Source organism: Cellulosimicrobium sp. EB106-03-01-XG111 (assembly GCF_058792115.1).
On record NZ_JBYTEQ010000002.1, the window covers coordinates 1 to 11,779 of the forward strand.

The 11,779-nt window shown below is 73.5% G+C and carries 14 protein-coding genes; 8 read left to right on the forward strand and 6 right to left on the reverse strand.

Annotation, left to right across the window (positions count from 1 at the left end; translation table 11 throughout):
* Positions 1-207, forward strand: a 207-nt coding sequence (locus AC3WT4_RS01930; RefSeq protein WP_492314555.1) for a superoxide dismutase, incomplete at its 5' end; no start/stop codon positions are given.
* Between the two features lie 365 nt (positions 208-572).
* Here the strand turns inward: AC3WT4_RS01930 and AC3WT4_RS01935 are convergent.
* Genes AC3WT4_RS01935 through ctaC form a run of 3 tightly spaced genes read right to left on the reverse strand, consistent with a single transcriptional unit; the run spans position 573 to position 3,714 of the window.
* Positions 573-971 carry a cytochrome c oxidase subunit 4 gene (locus AC3WT4_RS01935; RefSeq protein WP_074809483.1) on the reverse strand — a complete coding sequence of 133 codons (399 nt, stop codon included), beginning with the start codon at positions 969-971 and terminating at the stop codon, positions 573-575.
* Positions 968-2,794, reverse strand: a complete 1,827-nt coding sequence (ctaD, locus tag AC3WT4_RS01940; RefSeq protein WP_108051214.1) for an aa3-type cytochrome oxidase subunit I — start codon at positions 2,792-2,794, stop codon at positions 968-970. The genes AC3WT4_RS01935 and ctaD overlap by 4 nt, the downstream gene beginning before the upstream one ends.
* Positions 2,794-3,714 carry an aa3-type cytochrome oxidase subunit II gene (gene ctaC / locus AC3WT4_RS01945; protein ID WP_074809487.1) on the reverse strand — a complete coding sequence of 307 codons (921 nt, stop codon included), beginning with the start codon at positions 3,712-3,714 and terminating at the stop codon, positions 2,794-2,796. The genes ctaD and ctaC overlap by 1 nt, the downstream gene beginning before the upstream one ends.
* A gap of 428 nt (positions 3,715-4,142) precedes the next feature.
* Between ctaC and AC3WT4_RS01950 the strand changes: the two genes are divergently transcribed.
* Together AC3WT4_RS01950 and AC3WT4_RS01955 are read left to right on the forward strand one after the other, a co-directional pair.
* Positions 4,143-5,261 carry a cysteine desulfurase family protein gene (locus AC3WT4_RS01950; RefSeq protein WP_286186280.1) on the forward strand — a complete coding sequence of 373 codons (1,119 nt, stop codon included), beginning with the start codon at positions 4,143-4,145 and terminating at the stop codon, positions 5,259-5,261.
* Complete coding sequence (locus AC3WT4_RS01955) at positions 5,258-5,536, forward strand: sulfurtransferase TusA family protein (protein WP_108051210.1); 279 nt, start codon at positions 5,258-5,260, stop codon at positions 5,534-5,536. The genes AC3WT4_RS01950 and AC3WT4_RS01955 overlap by 4 nt, the downstream gene beginning before the upstream one ends.
* Before the next feature lie 115 nt (positions 5,537-5,651).
* Here AC3WT4_RS01955 and erpA read toward each other — a convergent pair whose 3' ends face one another.
* A complete protein-coding gene (gene erpA / locus AC3WT4_RS01960) occupies positions 5,652-6,002 on the reverse strand; it encodes an iron-sulfur cluster insertion protein ErpA (protein WP_043658948.1) in 351 nt (116 codons plus the stop codon).
* 187 nt (positions 6,003-6,189) lie between these two features.
* Between erpA and AC3WT4_RS01965 the strand changes: the two genes are divergently transcribed.
* Positions 6,190-6,618 carry a VOC family protein gene (locus tag AC3WT4_RS01965; RefSeq protein ID WP_108051208.1) on the forward strand — a complete coding sequence of 143 codons (429 nt, stop codon included), beginning with the start codon at positions 6,190-6,192 and terminating at the stop codon, positions 6,616-6,618.
* 6 nt (positions 6,619-6,624) lie between these two features.
* Here the strand turns inward: AC3WT4_RS01965 and AC3WT4_RS01970 are convergent, their stop codons facing one another.
* Positions 6,625-7,842, reverse strand: a complete 1,218-nt coding sequence (locus tag AC3WT4_RS01970) for a glycerate kinase (protein ID WP_492314556.1) — start codon at positions 7,840-7,842, stop codon at positions 6,625-6,627.
* Between the two features lie 136 nt (positions 7,843-7,978).
* On the opposite strand from AC3WT4_RS01970, the gene nadA reads away from it, so the two are divergent.
* A complete protein-coding gene (gene nadA / locus AC3WT4_RS01975) occupies positions 7,979-9,187 on the forward strand; it encodes a quinolinate synthase NadA (RefSeq protein ID WP_492314774.1) in 1,209 nt (402 codons plus the stop codon).
* Between the two features lie 58 nt (positions 9,188-9,245).
* A complete protein-coding gene (locus AC3WT4_RS01980) occupies positions 9,246-9,845 on the forward strand; it encodes a DJ-1/PfpI family protein (protein ID WP_074809504.1) in 600 nt (199 codons plus the stop codon).
* Between the two features lie 30 nt (positions 9,846-9,875).
* Here AC3WT4_RS01980 and AC3WT4_RS01985 read toward each other — a convergent pair whose 3' ends face one another.
* Positions 9,876-10,241: a DUF3817 domain-containing protein gene (locus tag AC3WT4_RS01985; protein WP_241769880.1), complete on the reverse strand. Its 366-nt coding sequence runs from the start codon at positions 10,239-10,241 to the stop codon at positions 9,876-9,878.
* A gap of 93 nt (positions 10,242-10,334) precedes the next feature.
* On the opposite strand from AC3WT4_RS01985, the gene AC3WT4_RS01990 reads away from it, so the two are divergent.
* Together AC3WT4_RS01990 and AC3WT4_RS01995 are read left to right on the forward strand one after the other, a co-directional pair.
* Positions 10,335-10,865 carry an acyl-CoA thioesterase gene (locus tag AC3WT4_RS01990; protein WP_074809507.1) on the forward strand — a complete coding sequence of 177 codons (531 nt, stop codon included), beginning with the start codon at positions 10,335-10,337 and terminating at the stop codon, positions 10,863-10,865.
* 49 nt (positions 10,866-10,914) lie between these two features.
* Positions 10,915-11,754, forward strand: coding sequence for a DUF8817 family protein (locus tag AC3WT4_RS01995; protein ID WP_286185817.1), 840 nt, complete (start codon positions 10,915-10,917; stop codon positions 11,752-11,754).
* The last annotated feature ends 25 nt before the right edge of the window (positions 11,755-11,779 follow it).

Here is an 11,779-nt window from a genome sequence, read left to right on the forward strand (position 1 = left end):
GTCCAGCTCTACGACCAGCAGGGCAACCTCACCCTCGGCCTGACCCCCATCGTCCTGCTCGACGTCTGGGAGCACGCCTACTACCTCGACTACCAGAACGTGCGCGCCGACTACGTCACCGCCTGGTGGAACCTCGTCAACTGGTCCGACGCCGAGGCCCGCCTCCAGCGCGCCAAGACCCAGACCGCCGGGCTCATCGTCCCCTGACGACCCCCGCCGCACGACACCGGTCGGCGAGCACGACACCGCTCCCCCACCAGAACGAGGTTGGTCCCGCTATCCACTGGATAGCGGGACCAACCTCGTTCTCACCGGCCGCCCAGGGCCACAAGCCCGTCAGTCCGCGGTCACGAACAGGTGCCGCGCGACGTCGTCGGCCCCGGGGGTCACCGAGCCCGACGCCCTGCCGTGAATGCTGCCGCCCTCCCGTAGGGCACCACAGCGCCGCCAGGGCATCGCGGGAGCGCTGGCCACCCGTCCGGCCCGTCTCCTGCGCGCGACGTGGCGACTCCCCGCAGACGACAAGACGGCCCGACCCCCGCGAGGGGATCGGGCCGTCCAGATGTCGTCCGTCAGTGCGCGTGCTGGCCGCGGGAGAACTCGAAGACCCAGCCGACGAGGGCGACCGCGCTCAGCGCGAACCCGACGTAGACGAGCCACCAGCCGACCGCGAGGCCCAGGAAGACGACTGCCGCCGAAGCCGCGATCGCGAGCGGCCACCAGCTCCACGGCGCGTACACGCCCTGGTCGCCGGCGCCCTGCTCGATGAGGCCGTCCGGGTCGTCCTCCGGGCGGGCGTCGATCCGCTTCGCGGTGAGCGCCAGGTAGGCGCCGATCATGCCCGAGAGGCCTGCGGTCAGGAGGAGCGCGGCGCTGCCGACGGGCTCCCAGCCGCTCCAGAGCCCGTACACCACGCCGATGAGCGCGAAGAAGGGCGTCAGGAAGATGAACAGCTTGTACTCGACCTTCACTTGCCGGCCTCCTCGTCCGTGTCACCCGTCGTGCGCGGCTCGTCGATGATGACCGTCGACGTCGAGTCGCTGCCTGCCTGCTTGTCGCCGAGGCGGTCGAGCGCGACGCTCTTCTCACCGCGGCGGTCGGCCTCCCCGTAGACCTTCTCCAGGACGTTGGGGTTCGGCTCCGCGTGGTCCATCGCGGCGACCTCGGGGTGGTGCAGGTCGAACGCGGGCGATTCGGAGCGGATGCGCGGCAGCGACGTGAAGTTGTGCCGCGGCGGCGGGCAGGACGTGGCCCACTCGAGCGAGCGGCCGTAGCCCCACGGGTCGTCGACCTGGACCTTGGGCGCGTTGCGCCAGGTCGTGTAGACGTTCCAGAGGAACGGCAGCGTCGACGCCGCGAGGATGAACGCACCGACCGTCGAGACCTGGTTCTCCCACGTGAAGCCGTCGGAGGGCGCGTAGTCCGCGTAGCGGCGCGGCATGCCCTCGACACCCAGCCAGTGCTGGATGAGGAACGTCATGTGGAAGCCGATGAAGAGCAGCCAGAAGTGGACCTTCCCGAGCCGCTCGTTGAGCATGCGCCCGGTGAACTTGGGCCACCAGAAGTAGAAGCCGGCGAACATCGCGAACACCACGGTGCCGAACACCACGTAGTGGAAGTGCGCCACCACGAAGTAGGAGTCGGACAGGTGGAAGTCGAGCGCCGGGCTGGACAGGATGACGCCCGTCAGACCGCCGAAGAGGAAGGTCACGAGGAACCCGATCGACCACAGCATCGGTGTCTCGAACGTCAGCTTCCCTCGCCAGAGGGTCCCGATCCAGTTGAAGAACTTCACACCGGTCGGCACGGCGATGAGCATCGTCATGAAGGCGAAGAACGGCAGGAGCACCGCACCGGTCACGTACATGTGGTGGGCCCACACGGTGACGGACAGCGCCGCGATCGCGATCGTCGCGTAGACGAGGCCCTTGTAGCCGAAGATCGGCTTGCGGGCGAACACCGGGAAGATCTCGGACACGATGCCGAAGAACGGCAGCGCGATGATGTAGACCTCAGGGTGCCCGAAGAACCAGAACAGGTGCTGCCAGAGGATGGCGCCCCCGTTCTCGGGGTTGAAGATCTGTGCCCCGAAGCGCCGGTCGGCGCCGAGCGCGAAGAGCGCGGCGGCCAGGGGCGGGAACGCCATGAGCACGAGGAGGCTCGTGATGAGCGTGTTCCACGTGAAGATCGGCATGCGGAACATCGTCATGCCGGGCGCGCGCATCGTGATGATCGTCGTGATGAAGTTGACCGCACCGAGGATCGTCCCGAACCCGGCGAGCGCGAGCCCGAACACCCAGAGGTCTCCCCCGAGGCCTGGACTGAACGTCGTGTTCGACAACGGTGCGTACGCGAACCACCCGAACGAGGCGGCGCCCTGCGGCGTGAAGAAGCCGGCCGAGGCGATCAGACCGCCGAAGAGGTAGAGCCAGTACGCGAACATGTTCAGTCGCGGGAACGCGACGTCCGGCGCACCGATCTGCAGCGGCATGATGACGTTCGCGAACCCGGCGAAGAGCGGGGTCGCGAACAGCAGCAGCATGATCGTGCCGTGCATCGTGAAGAGCTGGTTGTACTGCTCCTTGCTCTGCACGATCTGGATGCCGGGCTCGAAGAGCTCGGCACGGATCACGAGGGCCATGAGGCCGCCGATGCAGAAGAAGATGAACGACGTGATCAGGTACATGTACCCGATCGTCTTGTGGTCGGTGGACGTGACCCACTTGATCACGGTCCGCCCGAGGGTCTGACGCCGCGGCGCGAGACCGGGGATGACTTCGGCCTGCGCGACCATCAGTTCTCACCCTCCGTGGTAGCGGTGACAGGGTTCGGGTCCTGGAGACGGCTGAAGCCCTCCACCGGGATCTGGCCCTCCTGGCCCTTCTCGCGGAGCGCCTCCATCTGCGCGTCGAACTCCGCGCGGTCCACGATCTCGACGTTGAACAGCATCCCGGAGTGGTGCTCGCCGCAGAGCTCGGCGCACTTGCCGGCGTAGACACCCTCGCGCTGCGGGGTGACCACGAACTCGTTCGTCCGGTGCGGGATCATGTCCAGCTTGTAGAGGAACGCGGGGATCCAGAAGGAGTGGATGACGTCGCGCGAGTCCAGGACGAAGCGGATGCTCTCGCCGGCGGGCAGGTAGAGCGTGGGCAGCGCCTCGGCCGTGCCGGGGGCGCCGTCGATCTCCGCGTCCACCGTCATGGTGCCGCCGACGTCGGCGAGGTGCTGGCCGGTCTCGTAGACGTCCTCGTCGACGTAGTTGAAGTCCCAGCTCCACTGCTTGCCGATGACCTGGACGGTCATGTCGGACTCGACGTCCTTGTCCACGATCGCGCTCATGTCACGGTCCGTGTAGAAGAACAGGACGAGGACCATGAGGATCGGCACGGCCGTGTACATGATCTCGAGCGGCAGGTGGTAGCGCGTCTGCACGGGGAGCTGGTGGTCGTCCTTGCGCTTGCGGTACGCGGCGACGCACCACAGCATCAGGCCCCACGTGATCACGCCGACGATGAGGGCCGCGATCCAGGAGCCGGTCCACAGCGACGTGATCCGGGCGGTCTGGTTGGTCACCTCCCCGTCCTCGTAACCGGGCAGGAACCCGCGCTGGACGGTGTCGGTGGCGCAGCCGGACGCCACCGCGGCGACGGCGACGGCGAGGGCCGTCGCCCGCAGGATGGTGCGCCGTGTGCGGCTAGGGGGTTGCGAGTGCAAGGGGGGCCTTTCACGTCACGTCCTGCCCGTGCCCGTCTTTACGAGCCCAGCACAGGACCTTCGTCCTCGACACACGAAGCCTAGCGCGGGATTCCGCCCTTCGTGGCCCGGAACGCGCTGCGGACGGGCGAGATGCGGCACACGTCGTGGCCGGTCAGCGGTGGGTTCGGCACACCCGTCCCGAGTCTGTCAGATCCTTGCCACACCACCGGGCCACCGGGCAGCGCGGTAGCGTGCCGGTGGGACCTTCGGACTCCCGGAGGCACCTCGTCGCGGGGCGCGCGAGCGCAACGATCCGGCGCCGTGCGCCCGACCCCGACCGGCGCCCTGCGCCCGCTCGGGCCGTCCCGGCGCGGACGTCCCCGGCTCCGCGACGGCCCCGCCCGCGCCCTGGAGGCCATGTGACACACACCACCCCCGATCGCCGGGTGCTTCTCGACAACGGGGGCCACGCCCCCTGGCACCCGCTCGCGCGCGAGGCCTTCGACCGCGCGCTCGACGACGGCTGGGCCGACCCCCGTCGGCTCCACGCGGAGGGCAGGCGTGCGGCGGCGCTGCTCGACGGCGCCCGGGAGGCCGTCGCCGCCGCGCTCGGCGCCCGCACGGAGGAGGTCGCATTCACCGCCAACCACACCGTCTCCCTGCACACGGCCGTGGCCGCGCTCGCCGGCGCGCGTCACCGCGCGGGGCGTCGGGTCGTCGTCGGCGCCGTCGAGCGTGCCGCCGTCCTGCACGCCGCGGAGCACGGTGGTCTGGAGCGGGAGGTCGTCGGGGTGGACGGGTCCGGCCGCGTCGACGCCGCGACGATGTCCGACGCCGTCGGCCTCTCCGGCGTGGCCCTCGCCGCGCTCCAGGCCGCCAACGGCGAGGTCGGGACGCGCCAGCCGGTCGCGGCCGTGCACGAGGCGGCGCGCCGGGCCGGGGTCCCGCTGCTCGTCGACGCGGGGGCCGCGCTGGGGCACGACGTCGTCCCCGAGACCTGGGACGCGCTCGCCGCCGACCCGGCCGACTGGGGCGGCGGGCCGGGCATCGGGGTCCTCGCCGTGCGCTCCCGCGTCCGGCGCCGCACCGCGTTCCCCGAGGACGCGGACCCGTGGGCACCCGGCGGGGTGTCCGTCCCGGCGGCGTTCGCGGCGGCCGTGTCGCTCCAGGCGGTGCTCGCCGACCGGGAGGCGCAGGACGCGCGGCGTCGGGCGCTCGTCGACCGCGTACGGGCCCGGGTCGCCCGGATCCCCGACGTCGAGGTGGTCGGCGACCCCGACGACCGGCTCCCGCACGTCGCGACCTTCTCGTTCCTCTACGTGGACGGCGAGGCGCTGCTCACGGACCTGGACCGCCAGGGCGTCGCCGTGGGCTCCGGGTCGGCGTGCACGGCGAGCTCGCTCGAGCCCTCGCACGTCCTCGCGGCGATGGGGGTGCTCACGCACGGCAACGTGCGCGTCGCCCTGGACCGCTCGACGACGGAGGCGGACGTCGAGCGCCTGCTCGCCGCGCTGCCGGACGCCGTCGCCCGCGTGCGCGCGACGCTGGGGGTGCAGGGCCTGTGACCGACGCACCCCCGTCCGCCGCCTCGTCCGGCGCGGCCGACGACGTGGTCGACGCGCGCGGGCTGCGCTGCCCGCTCCCCGTGATCCGGCTCGCCGCGGCGGCGCGCGACCTCGCCCCGGGTCGGCGGCTCACCGTGTGGTCGACCGACCCGGCCGCCCGCCTCGACGTCCCCGCGTGGGCGCGGATGCGTGGGCACACGGTCGTGGGCGAGGAGCCGCTCCGCGGGCAGGAGGACGCGGAGGCCTGGGCGATCACCGTCGAGCTCGGCGGCTGACCCGGAGCGAGCAGGTCGGGGCAGCACGACCCGCGGACGACGCGAGCCCGGCCACCCGCGGACGGGTGACCGGGCTCGTGCGCTCCGGAGGCGTGCGCGCGGCACTCCGGACGGCTCAGCTGAAGGAGCCGCCGCAGGCGCAGGCGCTGCCCGCGTTGGGGTTGTCGATCGTGAAGCCCTGCTTCTCGATCGTGTCGGCGAAGTCGATCGTCGCGCCCTCGAGGTAGGGGACGCTCATCTTGTCGACCACGACCTCGACGCCGTCGTAGTCGCGCAGCGCGTCGCCGTCGAGCACGCGCTCGTCGAAGTAGAGCTGGTAGATCAGGCCGGAGCAGCCGCCGGGCTGCACCGCGACGCGCAGGCGCAGGTCGTCACGACCCTCCTGCTCGAGGAGCGTGCGGACCTTGTCCGCGGCCTCGTCGGTCAGGTTGACGCCGTGCGTGGCAATGTCGGTGGTCTCGCTCATCTCGTCTCCGCGCTGTCGGGGGCAGTGCTGCCCCGGTGGTGGCCGGCTTCTCGGATCTCTCGAGAGAGATCCCGTCAGGTCCTCAACACCACACGTGCCGGTGGTGTTCCCGAGTCTACGACCCCGCACGGCACTAGGGTCGAACGGACCTCGGCGCACGGGGCGCGAGGGCCACGACGGAGGACCCATGGACCAGGCGGTGCACTTCGTGACGGTCGCGACGCGAGACCTCGACGCGGCCCGGCGCTTCTACGGCGCGCTCGGCTGGGAGCCCCGGCTCGACGTGCCGGGGGAGATCGTGTTCTACCGGTCCGCGGCGGGCCAGCTCCTCGGTCTCTTCGACGCGGCGAGCTTCGCGCGGGACGCCGGGGCGGCCGGCGCGCCGCCCGCGACCACGGGCGTGACCCTGTCGCACAACGTCGGGTCGCGCGCCGCCGTCGTCGAGTTGGTGGACGCGATGGTGGCCGCGGGCGGGACCGTTCGCAAGGAGCCGCAGGAGGGAGAGTTCGGGGGCGTCTTCCACGCCCACGTCGCCGACCCGAACGACCTCGTGTGGGAGATCGCGCACAACCCCGCGTGGTCCGTGCGCGCGGACGGCGACGTCGACCTCGGCTGACGCGCCTCAGCCGCGCGACCACGTGCGCGCGACGCGCTCCACGAGGTCGCGCGGGTCGCCGTCGCCCCACGCGTACGTGCCGCTGATCCCCGCGGCCGCCTGCTCGCGCCGTCCGGCGACCACCTCGCGCGCCACCACGACGACGGGCAGCGCGTGCCGGGCCGCACGGGACGCGACCTCGTGCACCGTCCCCTCCCCCAGCTCGTGCGCCCCGAGCTCGTCCGCGAGCACGACGACGACGTCCGCGGCCGCGAGCCGCGCGTCGAGCCCGACGTCGTCCCCCACGACCCGCAGCGCGGGCACGAGCCGCCCGCCCAGCGCCGCGACGGCGAAGCCCAGCCCTCCCCCGCTGCCCGCCCCCGGCAGCCCGGCGAGGCGGCGGCCCGCCGTCGCGCCCGCGAGCAGGTCGCGCCCGACGATCCCGCGCTCCCCCGGCCCGGCCGCGTCCGCCCGGTCGACGGCGGCGGCGACGTCGTGCGCGACGGCGCCGAGCGCGCGCTCGAGGTGCTGGGCCACCAGCGGGTCGACACCGCGCGCGTCGAGGGTCGCGCTCGCGCCGTGCAGACCGAGGAGCGGGACGTCGGACGCGACGGCCGCCACGAGGTGCGTGCCACCCAGCGCGGCGCGCGCGGCGCGCACGACGTCGGTCAGCCCGGCGGGCACGACGTCCGCCACGTGCCCGGACGCCGGCGGCTCGCCCGCGAGCGCGAGGAGAGCCCCGAGGCCCGCGTCGTGGCTCGTGCTGCCCCCGGTCGCGAGGACGACCCGGCCGGGGTCCGACCCCGCCCGGGCGGCGTCGACCGCGAGCGCGAGCAGGTGCCCGACGGCGGCCGACGAGCGGGCGGGCACCGTCGTCGGTCTCCCGTCGGCGTCGACGACGACGGTCTCCCCGGTCGCCGGGACCTGGGACACGTCGACGAAGACGGTCCGGGCCCGCGCGCCCTCGCGCGACGTGGGCGCGCGCCGTCGGACGGCGACCGGGACCTCCCCGCCGCCCGGGCACGGCACGACGCCCGCGAGGACCTCGGGCGCGACGAGAGCGAGGGCGTCGAGGAATGCGGGCCCCGACGCCGCGAGGGGCACGGTGTCCACGGCGCCGCGCGCGGACCACCACGAGGCGACGTCGGCGAGGCTCGGTCCGGCGGCAGACGCCGCGACGTCGCGGCCCGGCCAGGCGCCGTCGGGCACGGGCGGGACGGCGGACCCGGTCAGCAGCACGCGCATGCCCGGATTGTGCCAGCCCGGGAGCGGTCGGCGCGGTCCGGCGGGCCGCGTCGAGGGGCCGTGGGAGGGCCTCTCCGTCCACGCGGCGCTGTGCGACGATGGTCCCGTGAGCACCGGGAGCACCTTGCTGTCGTCCGTGGGCGGTCCGAGCACCGCACGCCAGGGCGGTTTCGTCGAGCCCAGCCCGTCCGCCCTGCTCCTGCTGGGGCAGGGTCGTGACCTCGCGTCCGAGCGGGGCGTCGAGTGCGTGGGCGACCTGCCCGCGCCGAGCGACCCGAACCTCGTGGAGCGCGCCCGCGTGGCGCGCGCCGCGCTGGGCGAGCGCGCGTTCGTCCTGGGCCACCACTACCAGCGCGACGAGGTCATCGACTTCGCCGACGTCACAGGCGACTCCTTCAAGCTCGCGCGCGAGGCGGCCGCCCGCCCCGAGGCGGAGTTCATCCTGTTCTGCGGCGTGCACTTCATGGCCGAGAGCGCGGACATCCTCACGTCCGACGCGCAGCAGGTCGTGCTGCCGGACCTCGCGGCGGGCTGCTCGATGGCGGACATGGCCGCGATCGACCAGGTCGAGGACGCGTGGGACGTGCTGCAGGAGGTCGGCATCGCCGACTCGACGATCCCCGTGACCTACATGAACTCCTCCGCGGCGATCAAGGCGTTCACGGGCCGCCACGGCGGCACGGTGTGCACGTCGTCGAACGCGGAGGTCGCGCTGCGCTGGGCGTTCGACCAGGTGGGCGGCGTGGACGGCACGGGCAAGGTCCTGTTCCTCCCCGACCAGCACCTGGGGCGCAACACCGCGGTGCTCAAGCTCGCGATGTCGCTCGACGACTGCGTCGTGTTCGACCCGCGCAAGCCGAACGGCGGGCTCACCGACGCCGAGCTGCGCGACGCGCGCATGATCCTGTGGCGCGGGCACTGCTCGGTCCACGGGCGGTTCTCGGCGAAGAACGTCGAGGACGTCCGCGCGGCCGTCCCGGACGTCAACGTGCTGGTCCACCCGGAGTGCAAGAACGAGGTCGTCACGGCGGCGGACTTCGTCGGGTCGACGGAGTACATCATCAAGATGCTCGACGCCGCCGAGCCGGGCTCGGCGTGGGCGATCGGGACCGAGCTCAACCTCGTGCGCCGCGTCGCGCGGGCCCACCCGGACAAGCAGGTGCACTACCTCGACTCGACGGTGTGCTTCTGCTCGACGATGAACCGCATCGACCTGCCGCACCTGGTGTGGGCGATGGAGTCGCTCGTCGCGGGGCGCGTGGTGAACCGGATCGTCGTGGACGCCGACGACGCGCACTGGGCGCGCGTCGCGCTCGACCAGATGCTCGCCCTGCCGGGCCTCTAGGCGCACGGGCAGGAGCCGTCGGGGCCCGCGGGACGCCGGGCCGCACGCGGAGGTGGCCATGGGTACGGGCAACGGGACGAACGTCGGGATCTTCGTCTTCGACGAGGCCGAGGAGCTCGACGTCGCCGGGCCGTTCGAGGTGCTGTCGGCCTGGGCCGAGCACTCGGTGCTCAAGCCCCAGGTGTCGACGTTCTCGTGGGACGGCGGCGGCGTGCGGCTCGCGAAGGGCCTGCGCCTGCTCCCCGACCGCTCGGCGGACGACGTCGGCCCCCTCCACCTGCTCGTGTACCCGGGTGGCCGCGGGACGCGCCCGCTGCTCGCCGACCGCGTGCACCTCGAGTGGCTGCGCGCGATGCGGGCGCGCACCCCGGTGATCGCGAGCGTCTGCACGGGCTCGCTCGTCCTCGCCGCCGCGGGGCTCCTCGCGGGCAGGCCCGCGACGACGCACTGGGCGCACTACGACGAGCTCGCGCGGATCGACCCGAGCGTCGTGGTCGACACGGAGGCGCGCTACGTGGACGACGGCGACGTGGTCACGTCCGCGGGCGTGTCCGCCGGGATCGACATGGCGCTGCACCTCGTCGCTCGCCTGGAGAGCCCCGACGTCGCGCGCGCCGTGCGGCGCGGGATCCAGTACGACCCCGACCCGCCGGTCTGAGCGGTCGGCCGGCCTGAGCGGGCCGAGCGCTCAGCGCCGCGCGTAGCGGCCGGTGCGGTGCGCCCAGACGTCGAAGAGGACGGTGCAGAACGGCGGGACGGTCGCGGCGAGCGCGAGGAAGGTCGTCCAGAGCGACCAGCGGACGCGCACGGCCACGAGCACGGCGAGCGCGACGTACACGAGCACGAGCGCGCCGTGGACCGGACCGAAGATCTCCACGCCGCGCTCGGTCGTCCCGGCGACCCACTTGAGGTACATCCCGACGAGCAGGCCGGCCCAGGAGAACGCCTCGGCGATCGCGACCGCGCGGAACGCGCGGACCTGCCACGGGTGCGGGGCGGGCGACCCGGTGTCGGCGGTGGCGGTGGGGCGAGGGGCGGGGCTCGTCGTCGTCACGGCGCGCATCCTCGCACACCGACCTGGAGGGGCGTCCCCCGCCGTCGGCGCCGGATACCCGATACCGCTGGTGCGGGGTAGTAGCCTGCCTCGGTGACCCGCCAGATCCAGCTCCTCGTCGCCAGCACGATGCCGCGCAAGGCCGTGCCGGGCCGCGGCGTCCTCGAGCCGTCCGTCACCCGCATGCGCGTGCGCCCGGGCGACCTCGACTTCTACCTGCACGTCAACAACGGCGTGTACCTGCAGATGATGGACGTCGCACGCAGCAACTTCATCGCCGACCTCGGCGGGTTCCCGCTGCTCAAGGACAAGGGCTGGTACCCCGTCGTCGCGGCGTCGACCATGAAGTACCGCCGCTCGCTGCAGCTCGGGGACCGCTTCGAGATCACGACGCGCGTGCTCGGGTGGGACGAGCGCGTCGTGTACCTCGAGCAGGTGTTCTCCCGCCGTGGGGACCTCTGCGCGCGCGGCCTCGTCGCCGGGCGCTTCCTCGCGCGCGGGTCGGGCGACCGGATCGCCGCGCCCGACGTCGTCGGGCTCCTGGGCGGCGACGTCGCCTCCCCCGACCTCCCGGACGACGTCGCGCGGTGGGCCCGGGCGGTCGACGTCGCGCACCGCGGCTGACACCCAGGGCGCCCTGTACCGGGCGTGGGCCGGGTGCTTCGATGGGTCGGTGACCGCCGACCGAGAGCACGACCACCCAGCGACCGACCCGTTCGACGCGACCATGGTCCCGGCCCTGCCCTGCCAGGACATCGACGAGCTGCGCGACTTCTGGACCGCGCTGGGCTTCGACGTCACCTACCGCCAGCTGCGGCCCAACCCCTACCTCGCGGTGCGACGCGGCGGCGTCGACCTCCACTACTTCGGGCTCGACGGGCTCGCGCCGCAGGACAGCTACAGCACGTGCATCGTCGTCGTGGACGACACGGCCCCGGTCTTCGAGGCGTTCGCCGCGGGGCTCCGCGCCCGCTACGGACGGCTGCCGCTCACCGGCTTCCCGCGCATCACCCGTCCGCGGCGGCGCGCGAACGCGGGCGGCACGACCGGCTTCAGCCTCGTCGACCCGGCGGGCAACTGGGTCCGGGTCGTGCGCCGCTCCCCCGCTGCGGACGCCTCCACGGACACCTCTGCGGACAACGCCACGGACACCTCTCCGGGCGCCGCGGGCGACTCCTCCGCCGGCGCCTACGCCGCACGCCCCGAGGGACGGCTCGCCCGGGCGCTGGACGACGCCGTCGTGCAGGCCGACTCGCACGGCGACCCCGCCCAGGCCCGCAAGATCCTCGCAGGGGCGCTCCGGCGCGCCGGGGAGGACGTCGGCGCCGCCGACCGGGTGCGGGCCCTCGCCTATCTCGCCGAGCTCGCCGCGCGCACGGACGACGCCGCCGCGGCGCGCACGTACCTCGACGACCTCGACGCGCTCGCAGGCACCCTCGACCCGGAGGTGCGCGACGCCGTCGGTCCCGCGCTCGCCGAGGCGGCCGACGTGCGGGCGGCGCTCCCCGGCTGACCGGGGAACGCCGCCGCGCGGAGCC

Bases quoted from the DNA above. Each gene is read 5' to 3' on its own strand.
- ctaD (WP_108051214.1), bottom strand. From the start codon at position 2,794: ATGGTCGCGCAGGCCGAAGTCATCCCCGGTCTCGCGCCGCGGCGTCAG.
- erpA (WP_043658948.1), bottom strand. From the start codon at position 6,002: ATGAGCGAGACCACCGACATTGCCACGCACGGCGTCAACCTGACCGAC.
- AC3WT4_RS01980 (WP_074809504.1), top strand. From the start codon at position 9,246: ATGGGTACGGGCAACGGGACGAACGTCGGGATCTTCGTCTTCGACGAG.
- AC3WT4_RS01965 (WP_108051208.1), top strand. From the start codon at position 6,190: ATGGACCAGGCGGTGCACTTCGTGACGGTCGCGACGCGAGACCTCGAC.
- AC3WT4_RS01970 (WP_492314556.1), bottom strand. From the start codon at position 7,842: ATGCGCGTGCTGCTGACCGGGTCCGCCGTCCCGCCCGTGCCCGACGGC.